This is a genomic window from Pseudomonas sp. Irchel 3F6 (genome assembly GCF_900187595.1).
In the GTDB taxonomy this organism is placed as follows: domain Bacteria; phylum Pseudomonadota; class Gammaproteobacteria; order Pseudomonadales; family Pseudomonadaceae; genus Aquipseudomonas; species Aquipseudomonas siliginis.
Map to the genome: position 1 here is coordinate 1,177,404 of NZ_FYDP01000002.1, position 22,171 is coordinate 1,199,574.

Sequence of the window (22,171 nt, forward strand, 5' to 3'; positions counted from 1 at the left end):
GTCCCTTGGCCGCTTAGAAGGAGCAATCATGGCTCACGCACCACAGATAAGAATTCCTGCGACTTACATGCGCGGCGGAACCAGCAAAGGCGTGTTCTTCAGCCTCACCGACCTGCCCGAAGCGGCGCAGGTACCCGGTCCCGTCCGCGACGCTTTGCTGCTGCGGGTCATCGGCAGCCCCGACCCGTACGACAAGCAGATCGACGGCATGGGCGGCGCGACGTCGAGCACCAGCAAAACCGTGATCCTGTCGAAAAGCACCCGTGCCGATCACGACGTCGATTACCTGTTTGGCCAAGTGTCGATCGACAAGCCGTTCGTCGATTGGAGCGGCAACTGCGGCAATCTCTCGGCGGCGGTCGGTTCGTTCGCCATCAGCAACGGTCTGGTCGACGCCAGCCGCATTCCGCACAACGGTGTGGCGGTGGTGCGCGTGTGGCAGGCCAACATCGGCAAGACCATCATTGCCCACGTCCCGATCACCAACGGCGAAGTGCAGGAAACCGGTGATTTCGAACTCGACGGCGTGACCTTTCCGGCGGCCGAAGTGCAGGTTGAATTCATGGATCCGGCGGCGGAAGAAGAGGGCGGCGGTGGCTCGATGTTCCCCACCGGCAATCTGGTCGATGAGCTTGAGGTCCCGGGTGTCGGCACGTTCAAGGCGACCATGATCAACGCCGGGATCCCGACGATATTCGTCAACGCCGAAGACATTGGCTACACCGGCACCGAACTCCAGGGCGCGATCAACGGCGATCCAAAAGCGCTGCTGATGTTCGAGACGATTCGTGCTTACGGTGCGTTGCGCATGGGCCTGATCGCCAATCTGGAAGAAGCCGCCAAGCGGCAACACACGCCGAAAGTTGCGTTCGTCGCCAAGCCAGCGGATTACGTGGCGTCGAGTGGTAAAGCGATTGCCGCCAGTGACGTCGATCTGCTGGTGCGCGCGTTGTCGATGGGCAAACTGCACCACGCGATGATGGGCACGGCAGCGGTGGCGATCGGCACGGCGGCGGCGATTTCCGGCACGTTGGTGAATCTCGCTGCGGGTGGCATTGAACGCAACGCGGTGCGTTTCGGCCATCCGTCGGGGACATTGCGCGTGGGCGCTGAGGCGACGCTGGAGAATGGCGAGTGGGTGGTGAAGAAAGCCATCATGAGCCGCAGTGCACGCGTTCTCATGGAAGGTTACGTCCGCGTGCCCGGAGATTCCTTTTAAGCGACAGCAATATCCTTGTGGGAGCGAGCCTGCTCGCGAAAGCGATGCATCAGACATGCAAAGGTTGACTGACACTCAGCCTTCGCGAGCAGGCTCGCTCCCACAGTGGATTGCATTTCAATCATAAGAAATCGTTAGCCCTGAACCGAGGTCCCATCAACGAACCACTTTACGAGTGAATCGAACATGAGCGCCAACGTCGACCTGAACAACCGTCCCGATTACGACGCAGTCCTGCAGGACATCGCCGACTACGTCCTCACCTTCAAGCCCGAATCCGCCGAAGCGCTGAACACCGCGCGCAACTGCCTGATCGACACGCTGGGCTGCGGTCTGCTGGCCCTGCGTTTCCCCGAATGCACGAAACATCTCGGCCCGATCGTCGAAGGCACGGTTGTACCGTTCGGCGCACGAGTGCCGGGCACCAGTTATCGCCTCGATCCGGTCAAGGCCGCGTGGGACATCGGCTGCATCGTCCGTTGGCTCGATTACAACGACACCTGGCTTGCCGCCGAATGGGGGCATCCATCGGACAACCTCGGTGCCATCCTCGCCGTAGCCGATCACCTGTCGCAGAAACGCGTCGCCCACGGTGAGGCGCCGCTGACGGTTCGTGATGTGCTGGAAGCGATGATCATGGCCCACGAGATTCAAGGCGTGATCGCTCTGGAAAACTCCTTCAACCGGGTTGGACTCGACCACGTCATTCTGGTGAAAGTCGCCTCGACCGCCGTCAGCGCCAGACTGATGGGTGCCAATCGCGAGCAGATGCTGTCGGCGCTGTCCCATGCCTTCGCCGACGGTCAGGCGCTGCGCACCTATCGTCACGCGCCGAACGCCGGCTCGCGCAAATCCTGGGCGGCGGGGGATGCGGCGAGTCGCGGCGTAAGGCTGGCCGACATCGCCATGCGCGGCGAGATGGGCATTCCCGGAGTTTTGAGCGCGAAGCAGTGGGGCTTCTATGACGTTTCGTTCAGCCACACCAACAACGATCTGGCGCTGAAACCCGCGGACAAACGCGCTTTCAGCTTCTCCCGGCCGTTCGGCAGTTACGTGATGGAAAACGTGCTGTTCAAGATCAGTTTCCCCGCCGAATTCCATGCGCAGACGGCATGCGAGGCGGCGGTGACCTTGCATCCGCAGGTGCGCAATCGCCTGCATGAGATCGACCGCATCGTCATCACCACCCATGAATCGGCGATCCGCATCATTTCCAAGGTCGGCCCGCTGGCCAATGCCGCCGACCGCGACCACTGCCTGCAATACATGACCGCCGTGCCGCTGGCATTCGGCAATCTGGTGGCGGAGCACTACGAAGACGACTTCCACAAGGCGCACCCGATCATCGATGTGCTGCGCGAGAAAATGGTCATCGTCGAAGAACCGCGTTTCACTCGCGAATACCTTGAGCCCGACAAACGCTCGATTGCCAATGCCGTGCAGGTGTTTTTCAAGGACGGCAGCAGCACCGATAACGTGCTGGTGGAGTACCCGATCGGCCATCGCCGCCGCCGCGCCGAAGGTATTCCGTTGCTGGAGGACAAGTTCAAGGCCAATCTGGCCACGCGGTTTGCCGAGCAGCGTTGCGCGGAGATTTTTGCGCTCTGTGAGGATCAGGCGCGGCTTGAAGCCACAGCGGTGAATCGATTCATCGATCTGTTTGTGCTCTGACAGACCGCGTTATCGTTCTTCGCGGGCAAGCCCGCTCCCACAGGGAATTGTGATGAACACAGAAATTGTGAACGCCTTCAGAACCTGTGGGAGCGGGCTTGCCCGCGATAGCGTCAGATCAGGCACCGCAAACCTACTTGAACCGCCGCTCAACGCCTTTTTCCACGAGAATCTTCGCCGAAATCTCTTCCACCGAGAAATGCGTGGAATTGATATGCGGAATGTTCTCGCGGCGGAACAGGTTCTCCACTTCGCGCACTTCGAATTCGCACTGGGCGTAGCTCGAATAACGGCTGTTGGGCTTGCGCTCGTTGCGAATCGCAGTGAGGCGGTCCGGGTCGATGGTCAGGCCGAACAGCTTGTGCTGATGGGCGCGCAGGGCCGTCGGCAGGGTCAGGCGCTCCATGTCGTCTTCGGTCAGCGGATAGTTGGCCGCGCGGATACCGAACTGCATGGCCATGTACAGACACGTCGGCGTTTTGCCGCATCGCGACACGCCCACTAGTATCAGATCGGCTTTGTCGTAATAGTGGGTGCGCGCGCCGTCATCGTTGTCGAGGGCGAAGTTCACCGCCTCGATGCGCTCCATGTAATTGGAGTTGTGCCCGATGGAATGGGACTTGCCGACGGTGTAGGAAGAATGCTCGGTAAGCTCCTGTTCGAGCGGCGCGAGGAAGGTCGAGAAAATGTCGATCATGAAACCATTGGACGTTGCGAGAATCTCACGAATGTCCTGATTGACGATGGTGTCGAAGATGATCGGCCGAAAGCCGTCGGTTTCAGCGGCTTTGTTGATTTGTTGTACCATGGCCCGCGCTTTTTCCACGCTGTCGATGTAGGGCCGCGTGAATTTGCTGAAGGTAATGTTTTCGAACTGCGCCAACAGGCTTTGACCCAGGGTTTCGGCGGTAATGCCGGTGCCATCGGAGATGAAGAAAGCAGATCGTTTCATTTGCACCTTGGGCCTTAAGCTGATGAGCATTTCTGGATATGATAGGCGCGATTTGCCGGCCGCCATTGGCCCGCATTCTCACTTATTTTCCAGGTCCAGGCCATACAACCGGCCAAGGCTCCCCCGGGCCGCCGGTTTCTGAGCTTTTCCAACACAGTTAGTGGAGAGATCACCTTGGTAGAGTACGTAGTTTCCCTCGATAAGCTCGGCAAACACGATGTTGAGCATGTGGGGGGCAAGAACGCATCCCTGGGCGAGATGATCAGTAACCTGGCAGGCGCCGGTGTTTCGGTCCCCGGCGGCTTCGCCACGACGGCTCAGGCCTATCGTGACTTCCTCGAACTGAGCGGCCTGAACGAGCAGATCCACAAGGCCCTCGACGCGCTTGACGTCGACGACGTCAATGCCCTGGCCAAGACCGGTGCGCAGATCCGTCAATGGATCATGGAAGCCGAATTTCCCGAAAAACTGAATGCCGAGATCCGCACCGCGTTCGCCGCGCTGTCGGCGGGCAATCCTGATGTGGCCGTGGCCGTGCGTTCTTCCGCCACCGCCGAAGACCTGCCGGACGCGTCCTTCGCCGGTCAGCAGGAAACCTTCCTGAACATCCGTGGTGTGGAAAACGTTATCCGCGCCGCCAAAGAGGTGTTCGCTTCGCTGTTCAACGACCGTGCGATTTCCTACCGCGTGCACCAGGGCTTCGACCACAAACTGGTCGCCCTGTCGGCTGGCGTGCAGCGCATGGTGCGTTCGGAAACCGGCACCGCCGGCGTGATGTTCACCCTCGATACCGAATCGGGTTTCCGTGACGTGGTGTTCATCACCGGCGCTTACGGCCTGGGCGAAACCGTCGTACAAGGCGCGGTCAACCCGGATGAGTTCTACGTACACAAAGGCACGCTGGAGGCCGGTCGTCCGGCGATCCTGCGTCGCAATCTGGGCAGCAAAGCCATCAAGATGATCTACGGCGACGAGGCCAAGGCCGGTCGTTCGGTCAAGACCGTCGATGTCGACAAGGCCGAGCGCGCGCGTTTCTGCCTGACCGACGCCGAAGTCAGCGAGCTGGCCAAGCAGGCGATGATCATCGAGAAGCACTACGGCTGCCCGATGGACATCGAGTGGGCCAAGGACGGTGACGACGGCAAGCTGTACATCGTCCAGGCGCGTCCGGAAACCGTGAAAAGCCGCACCCAGGCCAACGTCATGGAACGTTACCTGCTGAAAGAAACCGGCACCGTGCTGGTGGAAGGCCGGGCGATCGGCCAGCGCATCGGCGCCGGCAAAGTACGGATCATCAAAGACGTCTCGGAAATGGACAAGGTCCAGCCGGGCGACGTGCTGGTTTCCGACATGACCGACCCGGACTGGGAACCAGTGATGAAGCGCGCCAGCGCCATCGTCACCAACCGTGGCGGACGTACCTGCCACGCGGCGATCATTGCCCGTGAGCTGGGCATTCCGGCGGTGGTCGGTTGCGGCAACGCCACCCAGCTGCTGAAGGATGGCCAGGGCGTGACCGTATCCTGCGCCGAAGGCGACACCGGTTACATCTTCGAAGGCGAACTGGGCTTCGACATCAAGAAGAACTCCGTCGACGCCATGCCGGAGCTGCCGTTCAAGATCATGATGAACGTCGGCAACCCGGATCGCGCCTTCGACTTCGCCCAATTGCCGAACGCCGGCGTCGGTCTGGCGCGTCTGGAATTCATCATCAACCGCATGATCGGCGTGCACCCGAAAGCGCTGTTGAACTACGACGGTCTGCCGCAGGAAATCAAGGACAGCGTCGACAAGCGTATTGCTGGTTACAGCGACCCCGTCGACTTCTACGTCGACAAACTGGTGGAAGGCATCAGCACCCTGGCTGCAGCGTTCACGCCGAAAAAAGTCATCGTGCGTCTGTCGGACTTCAAGTCCAACGAATACGCCAACCTGATCGGCGGCAAGCTCTACGAGCCGGAAGAAGAAAACCCGATGCTGGGCTTCCGTGGCGCTTCGCGTTACATCAGCGAATCTTTCCGCGATTGCTTCGAGCTCGAATGCCGCGCGCTGAAACGCGTGCGCAACGAGATGGGCCTGACCAACGTGGAAATCATGGTGCCGTTCGTCCGTACTCTCGGCGAAGCCAGCCAGGTGGTCGATCTGCTCGCCGAAAACGGCTTGAAGCGTGGCGAGAACGGTCTGCGCGTGATCATGATGTGCGAGCTGCCATCCAACGCGATTCTGGCTGAGGAATTCCTCGAATTCTTCGACGGTTTCTCGATCGGCTCCAACGACCTGACCCAACTGACGCTGGGTCTGGACCGTGACTCGGGGATCATCGCGCACCTGTTCGACGAACGTAATCCAGCGGTCAAGAAGCTGTTGGCCAACGCCATTCAGGCCTGCAACAAGGCTGGCAAGTACATCGGCATCTGCGGTCAGGGTCCTTCGGACCACCCGGATCTGGCCAAGTGGCTGATGGAACAGGGCATCGAGAGCGTGTCGCTGAACCCGGACACCGTGCTGGAAACCTGGTTCTTCCTCGCCGAAGGTCAGGCGCAGGCTTGATCAACATGTGAACGGGCCGCGCCCCCTGTAGGATCGAGCCTGCTCGCGAAGACGGACCAACATTCAGCATGGATGTTGATTGATACACCGCTTTCGCGAGCAGGCTCGCTCCCACATGGGCCGGGCCTTGAGATTGAAGTAGGGCGGGCTCCATCGGATGCCGCCCTTTTTTGTGCAAGAGCATTATGCAAAGCAGCAGCAACCTGTTTCCTGTCGCGCTGATCAGCGCCGAGCGGCGCGGCGATCTGAGCGAAGACGTCTATCGATTGAAACCCGGCAACAGCCCGGACTGGTCCGTGGAGATCGCCGTCACCCGCCTGGGCATGGCCGATGACACGGCGCCACGCGGCGTGCCGGTGATTCTGTTGCACGGCAGCTTTTCCAATCGGCGCTTCTGGTTTTCCCCCAAAGGCCTCGGGCTCGGCGCGTATCTGACGCGGCTGGGCTTCGACGTGTGGATTCCGGAAATGCGCGGTCACGGCCTGTCCCAGCGCAACGAAGACTACCGGCGCAACCGCGTGGCCGATTACGCCCGCTACGATCTGCCGGCGATTGCCGCGTTCGTGCGTGAGCAGAGCGGACAGATCCCGCACTGGATCGGCCATTCGCTGGGCGGCATCACCCTGGCGGCGGCGCTCGGTGGCGAGTATCTCGGCGAACCGGCCGTGGCCTCGGCGGCGTTTTTCGGTACTCAGGTCAGCCGCACCTACTGGCCGTTGAAAATCCCACCGGTGGAGTGGGGCGGGCGCTTTATTCTCAAGCGTTTCGCGCAGTTGTCCGGCTCACGCCTCAAACGCGGCCCGGAAGACGAACCGATTGGCCTGGCCATCGAAAGCATGCGCTGGTACGGCTTGTTCGGTCGCTTCGGCGACAAGGACAAGGACTGGTGGGCCGGGCTTGCCGATGTTCAGCTGCCGGTGCTGGCTGTGACGGCAGCGGGTGATCATCAGGATCCGGCGTGGGCCTGCCGCAAGCTGTTCGAACAGATCGGCTCCGAGCACAAGCAGTTCATCAACCTGGGCCGCGAGCAGGGCTTCTCGGATAATTTCGGTCATGTCGAAATGTTGGTGAGCAAAGCGGCGCAGGCTGAGGTGTGGCCGCTGGTGGCGCGCTGGTTGAACGATCAGCAGACGCCATTGCTGGCGCAGGCGACGGATCTGGCCGCTGCGGTGTGAGGGGCGTTCCGTTCAGCTTGGCTTGCGGCTAAGATATGACGCATTGTGCGGTTCCGGTCATATTTCGTGACTGTTTAGCGATAACGTTTCAGCCGCGGTTCAGGTTCGCTCAGCGACCATGGCATGGACTAAGGTAAACAGCGACCGCCGGAACTCGTCTCATCAGAATGCGGCATCCTTGATCGTCTTCCTTGTTACAGGAGTTTTTCGATGGAACATTACCTTACGCCTGACCTGTGCGACGCCTACCCGGAGCTGGTGCAGGTGCTGGAACCGATGTTCAGCAATTTCGGTGGCCGGGATTCCTTCGGCGGCGAAATCGTGACCATCAAATGCTTCGAAGACAATTCGCTGGTCAAGGAGCAGGCCGAACTCAACGGCAAAGGCAAAGTGCTGGTGGTTGATGGCGGCGGTTCGCTGCGCCGCGCCCTGCTGGGCGACATGATCGCCGCCAAGGCCGCGCAGAACGGTTGGGAAGGGTTGGTGATCTACGGTTGCATCCGTGACGTCGACGTCATCGCCCAGACCGATCTCGGCGTGCAGGCGCTGGCCAGTCACCCGATGAAAACCGACAAGCGCGGCATCGGCGACCTCAACGTTCCGGTGACTTTCGCCGGCGTGACGTTCCACCCAGGTCAATACATTTATGCGGACAACAACGGCGTGATCGTATCGCCGAGCCCGCTGAAAATGCCTGAATAAGATTTTCGACAAGGGATGCGGATGTTCGAGGAAGAAAACGCGCAATGGGGGCTGGTGCATGCCCTGGTGCTGGACGGCAAGGGCGGTGCGCGTTCGATAGCCCGGACTGAGCTCGACGATTTGCAACTGCAGGCCCATGAAAGCCTGTGGCTGCACTGGGATCGCAGCCATCCGCAGACCCGTACCTGGCTGCGCAAATCCAGCGGGCTCAATGAATTCACCTGCGATCTGTTGCTGGAAGAGAATACCCGCCCGCGTCTGTTGCCATTGCCCGACTCCGAGCTGCTGCTGTTTCTGCGCGGGGTCAATCTCAACCCGGGCGCCGAGCCGGAAGACATGGTCTCGGTGCGGATTTTCGCCTCCGCTCAGCGCGTGATTTCCCTGCGCTTGCGTCCGTTGCGCGCTACAGATGAGTTGCTGGCGCTGCTGGGGGAGGGCAAAGGTCCGAAAACGTCTTCTGAATTGATGCTGTATCTGGCGCAGTTCCTCACCAATAAAGTGCAGGATCTGGTCACGTGCCTGTCGGAAGTGGTCGATGAAGAGGAAGAAAAACTCGACGCCGACGAACGGTATACGCCCGAGCACGGGGCGATTTTGCACATCCGCCGCAGAGCGGCCGGGCTGAAGCGTTTTCTCGCGCCACAGCGGGATATTTTTGGACAGCTGACGCGGATAAAATTGCCGTGGTTCGTCGAAGACGACGCCGACTACTGGAACGAATTGAACAACAGCCTGACCCGTTATCTGGAAGAGCTCGAATTGACTCGAGAGCGTGTGGGGCTTGTGCTGGAGGCCGAAGATCGGCGTTTGAGCGTGCACATGAATCGCACCATGTACCGCTTCGGCATCATTACCTGCATCTTTTTGCCGATGAGTTTCATCACCGGTCTGCTGGGCATCAATGTCGGCGGTATTCCGTTTGCCGAAAGCCCGTATGGTTTCCTGATTGCCTGCCTGACGGTACTCGCCCTGGCGTTCGGTCAGTGGTGGTTGTTCCGTCGATTGCGCTGGGTGTGAACATGGCGCATGTGACCCGAGTAAAACTGCCCGCGTCTTTCACAGACATCACGAGAGGTGCGTATGCACGATCCGTTTGAACAGTCTTTGCGCGACATGCTCAACGCTTCGCCGTCCAGCCGCGACGACGATGCCTGCCTGGGCCGCGTACTCAAAACCGCCAACCGCCAGGTTGGCGCCGGTGATCTGTTCAGCCTGCTGGGCCGCTGGCTGCCCGCGCTGATGATCGCCCTGAACAATGGCTCGGCGCATGTCTCGCCGGTTTCCCGTCTTCGTAAAACCACTGCTCGCACTGCTGATAAGGCTGATTGAATATGGAACTTGATCTCTGGACTCAGAGCCTCGTCACTGCAATGACTGCGTTGTGGACCAAAGTCGCTAACTTCATTCCGAACCTGTTCGGCGCACTGGTTGTGCTGCTGTTGGGTTTCGTCGTGGCCAAACTGCTCGACACCTTGCTCTCCAAATTGCTCGCAAAACTGGGCCTTGATCGCCTGATGGGCGGCACCGGGCTGACCAAGCTGATGTCGCGCGCCGGGCTGCAAGTGCCGATCTCGACGCTGATCGGTAAAATCGTCTACTGGTTCGTTCTGCTGATTTTTCTGGTTTCCGCAGCAGAATCCCTTGGCCTTGAGCGAGTTTCAGCTACGCTGGACATGCTGGCGTTGTATCTGCCGAAAGTATTCGGCGCCGCGCTGGTGTTGCTGGTCGGTGTCCTGCTGGCGCAACTGGCCAACGGGCTGGTGCGCGGCGCAGCAGAAGGCGTAGGCCTGGACTACGCTTCCGGGTTGGGACGGATCGCGCAGGGGCTGGTGATCATCATCAGCATCTCGGTTGCGATCAGCCAGCTCGAGGTCAAGACCGACCTGCTGAACCATGTGATTGTTATCGTATTGATTACCGTTGGTCTGGCAGTTGCGCTGGCCATGGGTTTGGGAAGCCGGGAAATTGCCGGTCAGATTCTTGCGGGAATCTATGTGCGTGAGCTGTACGAGGTTGGGCAACAAGTGCGTGTTGGCGAGGTCGAAGGCCAGATCGAAGAGATCGGCACGGTTAAAACCACATTGCTGACCGATGAGGGTGAGCTAGTCTCTCTCTCCAATCGGATCCTGCTGGAACAGCATGTGAGTAGCCGCTAAACCGGCAAACCCTGCTAATGTATGCCGCCGCAAAATGCCAGCCGAGGCTGGTTGTGGCGGACATTGACCTGACTGTCGGCACGACTTGTTTTGAATAAAGCCCAACCGCTATCCACGCGCTACGACCCCCGCGAGCTCTCTGATGAGGAGTTGGTCGCGCGCTCGCATACCGAGCTGTTTCACGTAACGCGCGCCTACGAAGAGTTGATGCGGCGTTACCAGCGAACATTATTTAACGTCTGCGCGAGATATCTTGGGAACGATCGCGACGCGGACGATGTCTGTCAGGAAGTGATGCTGAAGGTGCTGTACGGCCTGAAGAACTTCGAGGGGAAATCGAAGTTCAAAACCTGGCTTTACAGCATCACTTACAACGAATGCATCACGCAGTATCGGAAGGAACGGCGTAAGCGTCGCTTGATGGACGCTCTCAGTCTGGACCCTCTTGAAGAAGCGTCTGAAGAAAAGGCGCCGAAGCCGGAGGAGAAGGGTGGGCTTGATCGCTGGCTGGTGTATGTGAATCCGATTGACCGCGAAATTCTGGTGCTACGATTTGTCGCAGAGCTGGAGTTTCAGGAGATCGCAGACATCATGCACATGGGTTTGAGTGCGACAAAAATGCGTTACAAACGCGCTCTAGATAAATTGCGTGAGAAATTTGCAGGCATTGCTGAAACTTAGTTCAGCGCAAATATCTCTTACGTGTAGGCAAGTTCTGATAGACTTGCCGCCGAGTTGTCCCCCGGTTTGCGGGACTGCTTCACAATCACCAGATGGGGATTTAACGGATGAAACTGAAAAACACCTTGGGCTTGGCCATTGGTTCTCTGATTGCCGCCACTTCGTTCGGCGCTCTGGCACAAGGCCAAGGCGCAGTTGAAATCGAAGGCTTCGCTAAGAAAGAACAATTCGACAGCGCTCGTAACTTCAAGAACAACGGCAACCTGTTCGGCGGTTCGATCGGTTACTTCCTGACCGACGACGTTGAACTGCGTCTGGGCTACGACGAAGTGCACAACGTACGTGCCGACGATGGCAAGAACGTCAAAGGCGCTAACACCGCTCTGGACGCTCTGTACCACTTCAACAACCCAGGCGACATGATTCGTCCATACGTTTCGGCCGGTTTCTCTGACCAGAGCATCGACCAGAACGGTTCGAACGGTCGTAACCGTTCCACCTTCGCCAACGTTGGCGGCGGTGCCAAGCTGTACTTCACCGAGAACTTCTACGCCCGTGCCGGCGTTGAAGCTCAGTACAACATCGACCAGGGCGACACCGAGTGGGCTCCTAGCGTCGGTATCGGTGTGAACTTCGGTGGCGGCTCCAAGCCAGCTGCTGCTCCAGTTCCAGCACCTGCTGAAGTCTGCTCCGACAGCGACAACGATGGCGTTTGCGACAACGTTGACAAGTGCCCGGACACCCCAGCCAACGTAACCGTTGACGCTGATGGCTGCCCAGCAGTTGCTGAAGTTGTTCGTGTTGAGCTGGACGTGAAATTCGACTTCGACAAGTCGGTAGTCAAGCCTAACAGCTACGGCGACATCAAAAACCTGGCTGACTTCATGAAGCAGTACCCATCCACCACCACTACTGTTGAAGGTCACACTGACTCCGTCGGTCCTGACGCTTACAACCAGAAACTGTCCGAGCGTCGTGCAAACGCCGTTAAGCAAGTTCTGACCAACCAGTACGGTGTTGAATCGTCCCGCGTTCAGTCTGTTGGCTACGGCGAATCCCGCCCAGTTGCTGACAACAAAACTGAAGCTGGCCGCGCTGTAAACCGTCGCGTAGAAGCGCAGGTTGAAGCTCAAGCTAAGTAATTAGCTGCCGCTGATGGAAAAGCCCGGCTCAGGCCGGGCTTTTCTTTGTCTGCGATTTGGCTTCGCCGCTTAAAGCGCCTGCGCGTTGTACGCCGTCCCGGAGCTACCGAAGGCTGCGATCTTTTGCTCTTGAGCAACAGCCGCCACCGCACCAATCACCAGAATCGCCGGACTTTTCAACTCAAACGCCGACGCATCCTCAGCCATCGCAGTCAGATCACTGCGACATTCACGCTGATGCGCCAAAGAAGCGTTTTCGATCATCGCCACCGGCGTATGCGCCGCCATCCCTCCCGCCAGCAGCTGATCACGAATCTCGCCCAGCTTGGCCACGCCCATGTAAACCACCAGCGTCGTTCCGCCTTGCGCCAACGCCTGCCAGTTCAACTGGCTGTCATCCTGAGTGTGCGCAGTCACCAACGTTACTCCGCGCGCCACGCCCCGCAACGTCAGCGGAATATCGCACTGCGTCGCCCCGGCCAGCCCGGCGGTAATGCCATTGACCAGTTCCACTTCAACCCCGCGCTCGCGCAACCACTGCGCTTCTTCGCCACCGCGGCCGAAAATGCACGGATCGCCGCCCTTCAGGCGCACTACGCATTTGCCCTGGCGTGAATAACGCAGCATCAGCCGATGGATAAATGCCTGTGGCGTCGAACGGCAGCCGCCGCGTTTGCCGACGGGGATAACCCGCGCAGTCGGGCAGTGTTCCAGCACGGCGTCGTTGACCAGATCATCGATCATCACCACATCGGCCTCGCGCAATGCGCGCGCCGCTTTGAGCGTCAGCAACTCCGGATCGCCAGGGCCTGCGCCCACCAGCCAGACTTTCGCATACATGGTGTTGTCCTCGTTAAATGACCGCGACCGGCCGCGCTTCGGCAGCCAGCAGACGCTTGATTTCCGGCACGCAGGAACCGCATTGAGTACCGCATCGGAGATTGTTTTTCAGGCCTTGCAGATCCAGTCCCTGGCGAATGCCGGCGCAGACTGCGTTGAGACTGACGTTTTCGCAATTGCACAAGGTCTTGTCGCTCGCAATGGCGCCGACAGCGCCCGGCGGCGCGCTCATCGGCGCGAGCAGCCAGCGCCGCAGTTGTTGGTCGGCACGGCCCTCCAGCCACAGGCTTTGCAGCCAGTGTTGCGCAAGGGTTTCGCCGGCGAGGCGAATCGCAGTGATACGGCCGTTTTCGATACGCACCCGCTTGCCGATGGCTCGGCGAGGGTCGTCGTAGGCCAGAACCGGGCCATCCAGCAGCGAGAGGCATTGGTCGATCTCGCCCAGCAACTGTGGATCGGGCGCCTCAGCGTGTGCAGCGCGTATCAGCAACGCTGGCCGCTCACGACCGACAAGGCTGAGGCTGACGTAGGAAAACGCCTCGCACAGCGGTCGTAGCGTCTCGAAATTCCGCTGAACATCACCCTCGATCAAAGCGAACAGTTGCCACGGCAGGTTGACTGCCTCCAGACGCACGCCGCTGTGCTTGAGCTCCGGTTGCCTGGACAGCGGATCAAACGCCGACAAGGTCAGCGTGTTGACGCCGCCCTTGAGATAGCGATCGCCCCAGTGCATCGGCAGGAACGCCTGGCCCGGACGCACGCTGTCGTCGCTTCCGACCGCAACAATCACCGCGCCACGGCGGCTTTTCAGATTGACCAGATCACCGGGCTGCAAGCGGTGCCGCCGCATTTCGTCAGGGTGCAGGCTCAGCACGGCTTCGCTGACGTGGCCGAACAATTGCGCGGCGGTGCCGGTGCGGCTCATGCCGTGCCACTGGTCACGCAGGCGACCGGTGATCAAAGTCAGCGGGAAGCGCGCGTCGCGTTGTTCCTTGGCGGCGCGATAAGGATCGGCAATGAACTGCGCGCGGCCGCTAGGCGTAGGAAAGACGCCGTCTTCGTAGAGTCGTGGCGTGCCTTGGCGGGCGCCGGCAGGGAAGGGCCATTGCTGCGGACCGATCTCGTCGATCAAGGCGTGACTGATTCCGCACAGATCCAGGTCTCGCCCACGGGTCAGCGCTTTGAATTCATCAAACAACTGCGAAGGTTGATCGAAAGCGAACAGGCTCGGCTGCCTGGGGCGCAGACGTTTCTCCAGACGCTGTGCGAAATCCACCGTGATCGCCCAGTCCGGCCGCGCTTCGCCCGGTGCGACAACCGCTTTGCGCACGTGGGAAATGCGCCGCTCGGAGTTGGTCACCGAACCTTCCTTCTCGCCCCAACTGGCGGCGGGCAACAACAAGTCGGCAAACGCTGCGGTTTCGGTGGTGCGAAAGGCTTCCTGCAACACCACAAAAGGGCAGGCCTCAAGCGCTGCGCGGACTGCGCTCTGATCAGGCATCGACTGTGCCGGATTGGTACAGGCAATCCACAGCGCTTTGATTTTGCCGCTGCGCAGGTTTTCGAACAGTTCGATGGCGCTAAGGCCCGGCGTCTCGGGCAAGCTCTCCACGCCCCAGTACGCCGCCACTTCGGCGCGATGTTCCGGGTTGGCGGCATCGCGATGGCCCGGTAGCAGATTGGACAGACTGCCGGTTTCCCGCCCGCCCATGGCATTTGGCTGACCCGTCAGGGAGAAAGGTCCAGCACCTGGCCGGCCAATTTGCCCGGTGGCCAGGTGCAGATTGATCAGCGCACTGTTTTTTGCGCTGCCGGCGGTGGACTGATTCAGGCCCATGCACCACAGCGACAGGAAGCTCGGCGCAGTGCCGACCCATTCTGCGCATTGCTGCAGTTGCTCGATGCTGATGCCGCACAGTTGCGAAACCATTTGCGGCGTGTAATCGCGGACCAGGGTTTTAAGATCGGCGAGGCCTTCGGTGTGCGCCTTAATGAAATCGCGATCGACCCAGTCTTCCCACAGCAACAGATGCAAAATCCCATGGAACAAGGCGACATCGGTGCCGGGAAGAATCGCCAGATGCAGGTCAGCCAAATCGCAGGTGTCGGTGCGACGTGGGTCGATAACGATGACTTTCATCTGCGGGCGACGGGATTTGGCTTCCTCCAGTCGACGGAAAAGTACCGGATGTGCGTAGGCCATGTTACTGCCGACGATCATCACGCAGTCGCTCAGCTCCAGATCCTCATAACTGCACGGCGGGGCATCTGCGCCGAGGCTGCGTTTGTAGCCGACCACCGCCGAGGACATGCACAGCCGCGAATTGCTGTCGATGTTGTTGGTGCCGACCAGCGCCCGCGCCAGTTTGTTGAAGGCGTAGTAGTCCTCGGTGAGCAACTGTCCGGAGATGTAGAACGCCACGCTGTCCGGGCCGTGCTCGGCGATGGTTTCGGCGAACACGTTGGTCGCGTGGTCGAGGGCGGTATCCCAGTCAGTACGGCCGCGCGCCAGGCCTTTGCCCAGGCGCAGTTCCGGGTACAAGGCGCGGGCGGCGAGGTCGCCGGTCAGGTGCAGCGTCGAGCCTTTGCTGCACAGTTTGCCGAAGTTGGCCGGGTGCGCCGGATCGCCGCTGACGCCGAGGATGCGCTCGCCGTCATGCTCGATCAGTACGCCGCAGCCGACCCCGCAGTAACAGCAGGTCGAGGCGGTCGTCTGGCGGTTCATCAGATGGCGTCCCGCAGGGCCAGTTGCACCCGGCCATTCTCGACCCGCGCCGGATGATGGTGGGCGCAGCCGATGTCCGGCGCCTGGGCTTCGCCGGTTTCGAGGTCGATCTGCCAGTTATGCAGCGGGCAGGCCACGCGCTTGCCATAGATCAGGCCCTGCGACAGCGGCCCGCCCTTGTGCGGGCAGCGGTCATCGAGTGCGAAAACCTCGTCGTCGCTTGTACGAAAAATCGCGATGTCTCCTTTCGGCCCCGCAATGATCCGCGAACCGAGGGCGTTGATCTCTTCCAGCGCACAGATATCGAGCCAGTTCATGCCGGCACCTCCAGGTTTTTCACGGGGATCACGTCGAATTCTTTCTTCAGTTGCGGCTGCGCCAGGCGCTCTTTCCATGGGTCCTGTTCGAACGACAGGGAGAATTGCAGCCGCTCGTTGAGGGCCTTGCGCCGCTCGGCGTCTTCGAGCACGTTCTTCTTGATGTGCTCCATGCCGACCCGTTGCAGGTAATGCACGGTGCGCTCAAGGTAGAAGGCTTCTTCGCGGTAGAGCTGCAGGAATGCGCCGTTGTATTCGCGGACTTCTTCGGCGGTCTTGAGCTTGACGAAGAACTCGGCGACTTCGGTCTTGATCCCGCCGTTGCCACCGATGTACATCTCCCAGCCGGAGTCGACGCCGATAATTCCTACGTCCTTGATGCCCGCTTCCGAGCAGTTGCGTGGGCAACCGGACACCGCCAGCTTCACCTTGTGCGGCGACCACATGTTGAACAGGTCGTGCTCGAGCTCGATGCCCAGTTGCGTCGAGTTCTGCGTGCCGAAACGGCAGAACTCGCTGCCAACGCAGGTTTTCACCGTGCGGATGGATTTGCCGTAGGCGTGGCCGGACGGCATGTCGAGGTCTTTCCAGACGCCGGGCAGATCCTGTTTCTTGATCCCCAGCAAGTCGATGCGCTGACCGCCGGTGACCTTGACCATCGGCACGTTGTACTTGTCGGCCACATCGGCGATTCGGCGCAGTTCTGATGGGTTGGTGACGCCGCCCCACATGCGCGGCACCACCGAATAGGTGCCGTCCTTCTGGATGTTGGCGTGGGCGCGTTCGTTGATCAGGCGCGATTGCGGATCGTCCTTGGCTTCGCCCGGCCAGGTGGAAATCAGGTAGTAGTTGAGCGCCGGGCGACAGGTCGCGCAGCCATTGGGCGTGCGCCAGTTCAGGTAACTCATGGTCTCGGCGATGGTCAGCAGGTGTTCCTGGCGGATCGCCTGACGAATCTGCCCGTGGTTGAGATCGCTGCAACCGCAGATGGCTTTTTCGCTTTTCGGTTTGACGTCGGCCGCGCCACCCACGGTATTGATCAGAATTTGCTCGACCAGACCGGCGCAGGAACCGCAGGAGCTGGCAGCCTTGGTGTGTTTCTTCACTTCATCGACGCTGAACAGGCCGTGCTCCTGAATCGCCTTGACGATGGTGCCCTTGCACACACCGTTGCAGCCGCAGACTTCGGCGCTGTCGGCCATGACCATGGCTTTGTCCTGGCCCTGATGTCCTACGTCGCCTAAGGCGTTTTCGCCGAACATGAGGTGATCGCGGATCTCGCCGATGGCGTGATTCTCACGAATCTGCCGGAAATACCAACCGCCATCTGCCGTATCGCCGTACAGACAGGCGCCGACCAGCACGTCATCCTTGATCACCAGTTTTTTGTACACACCGCCGATCGGGTCGGAGAGGGTGATGGTCTCGGTGCCTTCGCCGCCCATGAAGTCGCCGGCGGAGAACAGGTCGATGCCGGTGACTTTCAATTTGGTCGAGGTCACTGAACCCTGATAGCGAGCGAAACCCAGTTGCGCGAGGTGATTGGCGCAGACCTTGGCCTGTTCGAACAGCGGTGCAACCAGACCGTAGGCGATGCCGCGATGGCTGGCGCATTCGCCGATTGCGTAGATGCGCGGGTCGTAGGTTTGCAGGGTGTCGTTGACCAGAATCCCGCGATTGCACGGAATGCCGGCCTTTTCTGCCAGTTCAGTGTTGGGACGGATGCCGGCGGCCATCACCACCAGATCGGCAGGGATGATGTCGCCGTTCTTGAACTGCACCGAGCCGACCCGGCCATTGCCGGCGTCGTGCAGGGCTTGGGTCTGTTCGCACAGGCGAAAATGCAGGCCACGGGATTCCAGCGCCGATTGCAGAAGCTGGCCGCTGGTCTTGTCCAGTTGCCGCTCCAGCAGCCATTCGCCGAGGTGCACCACGGTCACGTGCATGCCGCGCAGCATCAGGCCGTTGGCCGCTTCGAGGCCGAGCAGACCGCCGCCGATGACCACGGCGTGCTTGTGGGTCCTGGCGGTGTCGATCATGGCCTGGGTGTCGGCGATGTCGCGATAACCGATCACGCCCTGCAAAGTGTTGCCGGGGATTGGCAGGATGAACGGAGTCGAGCCGGTGGCGATCAGCAGACGGTCGTACTCGGCTTCGGTGCCGTCCTCGGCGATCACTCGGCGTTTGACCCGGTCGATCTCCACCACTTTGCGGTTGAGCAGCAACTTGATGTTGTTTTCCAGGTACCAGTCGAGGTCGTTGAGGACGATCTCTTCGAAGGTCTGCTCACCGGCCAGCACCGGCGACAACAGGATGCGGTTGTAGTTGGTGTGCGGTTCGGCGCCGAAGACGGTGATGTCGTAGAGCTCGTCGCTCAGCTTGAGCAGTTCTTCCAGGGTACGGACCCCGGCCATGCCATTGCCGATCATCACCAGTTTGAGTTTTTTCATCAGGTTCTCCGGGAGCTGCGGCTGGCCTCTGGTGGGCCGTCGGGCCTTGCTCGACAAATTTTGCGCAAACAAAAAAAGGCGTCCCGCTAGTTGCCTAGCGAGGACGCCTTTGTCCTGGTCCCGTTCTCTCGGGAAGCGCAGCCTTCGTCGTTGAAGGTTGGGCTTTATGTATGGTGAAAAGGGTAATGCAGTAGTTGTGCCAACTCGGGGGGACGCGGATTTATTGGGGATTGGGGTTGTGACAGGAGCTTTTTTTGCACCGAATCGAGGCGTGTTGCTCGTTCGTGGCGCGTTAATTCTTGGGGTTATGCGGTGTGAAGCCGAATGCCTTCGCGAGCAGGCTCGCTCCCACAAGGTGTCTGCGAACGACACAAATTCCCTGTGGGAGCGAGCCTGCTCGCGAATGGCGCAACTCAATCTCAGCCATGAAACAACAAAACCAGCAGCACCACATTCCCCAGCAACGACACCAAAGCCATCGTCCGCCAGACCTTCAACGGCTCCCGCTCCAACAAAGGCCGGGGCCGCACACTCAAACTTTGCCGCTCACCCTGTTCCAGCACCAGCAGCCACTCTTCAGCGGTTTCGAAGCGTTGCTGCGGATCGGCGGCGACGCCGCGTTCCAGACTTTGCGCCAGCCATTCCGGCAAGTCCGGGCGATAGCGACTGGCATTCACCGGCACGCCGAATCGGGGCCGCTGAAACGCTTCGATCTCGCCATAAGGGAAATGCCCGGTGAGCAGGTAATAGAGAGTGACGCCGACTGAATACAAATCCTGCTGCGCATTCGGTGGTTCGCCACGAAACGCTTCGGGGGCGATAAAGCTTGGCGTTCCCGGCAGGGTCGACGGCGCGTCTTCCGACAGCCCGAGGCAGTAAGCCAGACCGAAATCCAGCAGGCGCAGCTCGCCGTCGTCACCTGACAGCAGGTTTTCCGGTTTGATGTCGCGGTGCAGAATCTGCCGCCGATGCAGCAGCCCGACCGCGCGCAATAGCCGTTCGGCGATGTCCTGCCACTGCGCCAAAGGCAACGGGCCGCTGTGTTGAAACACGTCGGCCAGCGTCGTCCCGGCGTATTCGCGCATGACGTAATACAAATGCTGACGCTGAGTGCAGGCATGGATTTGTGGAAAATGCCGGCCGGCCACGCGCTTGAGAAACCATTCCTCGGACAGCAGCGCCTGCCCGGCTTGCGGGTCGTCGGCCAGCCGCGTCGGCAAGGTTTTCAACAGCCAAGGCTGGCCCTGACTATCGAGCACGCGATACAGCAATGATTGCTGGCTCTGGCCGATGATGCCTTGCACCTGCCAGCCTTCAAACGCTTGCCCGGGTTTCAGCGTTGGCGGCAGTGGCCATTGCTGCAATTGCACCAGCGCATCGCCAATGCTCGCTTCGCCCAGCGCATCGACGCGCACCAGCAGGGCACTGGCGTTGTCCTGACTGCCGGCCAGATGCGCGGCGTTGACCAAGGTTTGCGCGGCGCTGGGCAGATCCGCTTGATCACGCAGAATCGCCGCGATCGCGGTATCGCCCAGGGTCGACCAGACGCCGTCGCTGAGCAGCACGAAGCTTTCGCCCTCACGAAGTTCGCCGTCGAGGAAATCCAGGACCAGATGCTGATCGAGCCCGAGCGCACGCTTGAGCACGTGTTGCATGCCCGGTTGCTCCCAGACGTGATCCTCGCTGATGCGCTGCAAGCGCTCGGTGTGCCAGCGATAGACCCGGCAATCGCCGACATGGGCGAGGGTGAAGCGTCGACCACGCATCACCAGCGCGCTGACCGTGGTCAGCAGCGGTTGCCCGCCGCCGTTGGCCTGCAGCCAGCGATTTTGCGCGAGCAGCAGGCGATCCAGCGCCTGGGCCACGCTCCAGGTTTCCGGCGTGGCAAAGTAGTCCAGCGCCAGGGCCTGCAAGGTCGAACGCGCGGCGAGGCCGCCATCGGCGCACTGGCTGACGCCGTCGGCGATGGCGAAAAGATAACCCTTGCTCACCGCTAGTGCCGGCGCCGGTGTCACTGAACGCAGGGCGTCCTGATTCTCCGCGCGCGGGCCGGTGGCGCTGGCTTCGGCGAAGCTCAGTTGCAGGGCCATTGGGGCCTCAGACCCGCGCCGCCGTCACCGCCGCCGAACCCCAGGTGGTTCTCCAGCGACGCTTGACGCCGTGCAGGCCAAACCATGCCAGCACGCCGAGGCTGGCGAACAACCACAGCGCCAATTGATAACTGCCGGTGCTTTGCTTGATCGCGCCCATACCGGCGGCGAGGGCGAAGCCGCCAATTCCGCCGGCCATGCCGATCAGCCCGGTCATCACGCCGATCTCCAGACGAAAACGCTGTGGCACCAGTTGGAAAACCGCACCGTTGCCGGCGCCCAAGCCGAGCATGGTGCAGACGAAAAGCGCCAGCGCCGCGTAGGAACTTGGCAGATTGAAGCCCACCGCTGCGATGCAGATGGCAGCGACGGTGTACATCGCCAGCAAGGTACGAATGCCGCCGAAGCGGTCGGCCAGCGCGCCACCCAATGGCCGCATCAGGCTGCCGCCGAACACGCAGGCAGCGGTGTAGTAGCCGGCGGTCACCGGGCTCAGACCGTATTGATCGTTGAAGTAACCGGGCAGGGCGCTGGCCAGGCCGATGAAGCCGCCGAAGGTGACGCTGTAGAAAAACATGAACCACCAGCTGTCGCGATCACCGAGGGCCTTGAAGTAATCGGCCATGGCTTTCGGTTTTGGCCGCTGCGGGGCGTTTTTTGCCAACCAGGCGAATAGCACCAAAGTCAGGACCAGCGGGATCAGGGCAAACCCGAAGACATTGCTCCAGCCGAACGCGGCGGCAATCACTGGCGCCAGCAGCGCGGCGAACACGGTGCCGGAGTTGCCCGCACCGGCGATGCCCATGGCTTTGCCTTGGTGCTCTGGCGGATACCATTGCGAGGCCAGCGGCAGGGCCACGGCGAACGACGCGCCGGCCATGCCGAGGAACAGGCCGAGGATCAGCGCCTGTTCATAACTGTGGATGCCCAGTTTCCAGGCGCCGAACAGCGCGCAGATGACGATGACCTGGCCGATCAGCCCGGCGGTCTTCGGCGACAAGCGATCAGCGAGCATGCCCATGGCGAAGCGCAACACCGCGCCGGCCAGAATCGGCGTGGCGACGACGAGGCCGCGTTGCTGGGTGGTCAGGTGCAGGTCGGCGGCAATCTGCACCGCCAGCGGGCCGAGCAGGTACCAGACCATGAAGCTCAGGTCGAAATACAGAAAGGCCGCGAACAGGGTCGGGGTATGGCCGGATTTCCAGAAGCTTGAATTCATCGCGCACCTCGGCTGAAAAGAGTCTCGAAAGGAGTCATGCACAGCAGGTGGAGCGCCTCACGGCCGCACCACCGGCCCCGTTCTGTGGGGCCAAAACGCAAAAACGCCGCTACCTGATTCGCCGGGGGGCGAACGGGGTGAGCGACGTCTTTGTCGTAGGTGGGGCAACCGCCGTTGGTTACCTGTGCGGTTTACTTAGCGAGATTTGTGCCAACAGCTGAAAAGCAAAAGCCCCTCACCCTAGCCCTCTCCCAGAGGGAGAGGGAACCGAGCGGGGGATGT

17 protein-coding genes are annotated in these 22,171 nt (G+C 60.6%); 10 read left to right on the top strand and 7 right to left on the bottom strand.

What is annotated here, in order from left to right:
- The first annotated feature begins 28 nt into the window (after nt 1-28).
- Together prpF and prpD are read left to right on the top strand one after the other, a co-directional pair.
- Nucleotides 29-1,219, top strand: coding sequence for a 2-methylaconitate cis-trans isomerase PrpF (prpF, locus tag CKW30_RS11535; RefSeq protein ID WP_095180838.1), 1,191 nt, complete (start codon nt 29-31; stop codon nt 1,217-1,219).
- A 186-nt stretch (nt 1,220-1,405) separates the two neighbouring features.
- Nucleotides 1,406-2,890 (top strand): 2-methylcitrate dehydratase, encoded by a 1,485-nt coding sequence (gene prpD / locus CKW30_RS11540; RefSeq protein WP_095180839.1) that lies wholly within the window; start codon nt 1,406-1,408, stop codon nt 2,888-2,890.
- A gap of 133 nt (nt 2,891-3,023) precedes the next feature.
- On the opposite strand, the gene CKW30_RS11545 is transcribed toward prpD, so the two are convergent.
- A complete protein-coding gene (locus CKW30_RS11545) occupies nt 3,024-3,842 on the bottom strand; it encodes a pyruvate, water dikinase regulatory protein (protein ID WP_016773826.1) in 819 nt (272 codons plus the stop codon).
- Nucleotides 3,843-4,016: 174 nt separating this feature from the next.
- Between CKW30_RS11545 and ppsA the strand changes: the two genes are divergently transcribed.
- The 8 genes from ppsA (at nt 4,017) to CKW30_RS11585 (ending at nt 12,248) form a co-directional block, all read left to right on the top strand.
- Entirely contained in the window at nt 4,017-6,392 is a 2,376-nt protein-coding gene (gene ppsA / locus CKW30_RS11550; RefSeq protein ID WP_095180840.1) for a phosphoenolpyruvate synthase, read from the top strand.
- Nucleotides 6,393-6,577: 185 nt separating this feature from the next.
- Entirely contained in the window at nt 6,578-7,567 is a 990-nt protein-coding gene (locus CKW30_RS11555) for an alpha/beta fold hydrolase (RefSeq protein ID WP_095180841.1), read from the top strand.
- A gap of 210 nt (nt 7,568-7,777) precedes the next feature.
- Nucleotides 7,778-8,269 carry a ribonuclease E activity regulator RraA gene (gene rraA / locus CKW30_RS11560; protein ID WP_016773829.1) on the top strand — a complete coding sequence of 164 codons (492 nt, stop codon included), beginning with the start codon at nt 7,778-7,780 and terminating at the stop codon, nt 8,267-8,269.
- 21 nt (nt 8,270-8,290) lie between these two features.
- Nucleotides 8,291-9,286 carry a zinc transporter ZntB gene (locus CKW30_RS11565; protein ID WP_065614908.1) on the top strand — a complete coding sequence of 332 codons (996 nt, stop codon included), beginning with the start codon at nt 8,291-8,293 and terminating at the stop codon, nt 9,284-9,286.
- Nucleotides 9,287-9,349: 63 nt separating this feature from the next.
- Nucleotides 9,350-9,598, top strand: coding sequence for a hypothetical protein (locus CKW30_RS11570; RefSeq protein WP_003223293.1), 249 nt, complete (start codon nt 9,350-9,352; stop codon nt 9,596-9,598).
- A 2-nt stretch (nt 9,599-9,600) separates the two neighbouring features.
- Nucleotides 9,601-10,425 carry a mechanosensitive ion channel domain-containing protein gene (locus tag CKW30_RS11575; RefSeq protein WP_016773831.1) on the top strand — a complete coding sequence of 275 codons (825 nt, stop codon included), beginning with the start codon at nt 9,601-9,603 and terminating at the stop codon, nt 10,423-10,425.
- 90 nt (nt 10,426-10,515) lie between these two features.
- On the top strand, nt 10,516-11,106 hold the full coding sequence (gene sigX / locus CKW30_RS11580) for an RNA polymerase sigma factor SigX (protein WP_016773832.1): 591 nt from the start codon (nt 10,516-10,518) through the stop codon (nt 11,104-11,106).
- A gap of 107 nt (nt 11,107-11,213) precedes the next feature.
- Nucleotides 11,214-12,248 (top strand): OmpA family protein, encoded by a 1,035-nt coding sequence (locus CKW30_RS11585; protein ID WP_039762998.1) that lies wholly within the window; start codon nt 11,214-11,216, stop codon nt 12,246-12,248.
- Between the two features lie 69 nt (nt 12,249-12,317).
- On the opposite strand, the gene cobA is transcribed toward CKW30_RS11585, so the two are convergent.
- From cobA to CKW30_RS11615, 6 genes are all read right to left on the bottom strand, one after another.
- Nucleotides 12,318-13,088: a uroporphyrinogen-III C-methyltransferase gene (gene cobA / locus CKW30_RS11590; protein ID WP_095180842.1), complete on the bottom strand. Its 771-nt coding sequence runs from the start codon at nt 13,086-13,088 to the stop codon at nt 12,318-12,320.
- Nucleotides 13,089-13,101: 13 nt separating this feature from the next.
- Complete coding sequence (locus tag CKW30_RS11595; RefSeq protein WP_095180843.1) at nt 13,102-15,813, bottom strand: nitrate reductase; 2,712 nt, start codon at nt 15,811-15,813, stop codon at nt 13,102-13,104.
- Complete coding sequence (gene nirD / locus CKW30_RS11600) at nt 15,813-16,130, bottom strand: nitrite reductase small subunit NirD (RefSeq protein ID WP_016773836.1); 318 nt, start codon at nt 16,128-16,130, stop codon at nt 15,813-15,815. The genes CKW30_RS11595 and nirD overlap by 1 nt, the downstream gene beginning before the upstream one ends.
- On the bottom strand, nt 16,127-18,580 hold the full coding sequence (gene nirB, locus CKW30_RS11605; protein ID WP_016773837.1) for a nitrite reductase large subunit NirB: 2,454 nt from the start codon (nt 18,578-18,580) through the stop codon (nt 16,127-16,129). Before nirB ends, nirD begins: the two co-directional genes overlap by 4 nt.
- Nucleotides 18,581-18,999: 419 nt before the next feature.
- Nucleotides 19,000-20,670, bottom strand: a complete 1,671-nt coding sequence (locus CKW30_RS11610) for a bifunctional protein-serine/threonine kinase/phosphatase (protein WP_095180844.1) — start codon at nt 20,668-20,670, stop codon at nt 19,000-19,002.
- 7 nt (nt 20,671-20,677) lie between these two features.
- A complete protein-coding gene (locus CKW30_RS11615) occupies nt 20,678-21,889 on the bottom strand; it encodes a NarK/NasA family nitrate transporter (RefSeq protein WP_041479125.1) in 1,212 nt (403 codons plus the stop codon).
- Nucleotides 21,890-22,171: the final 282 nt, after the last annotated feature.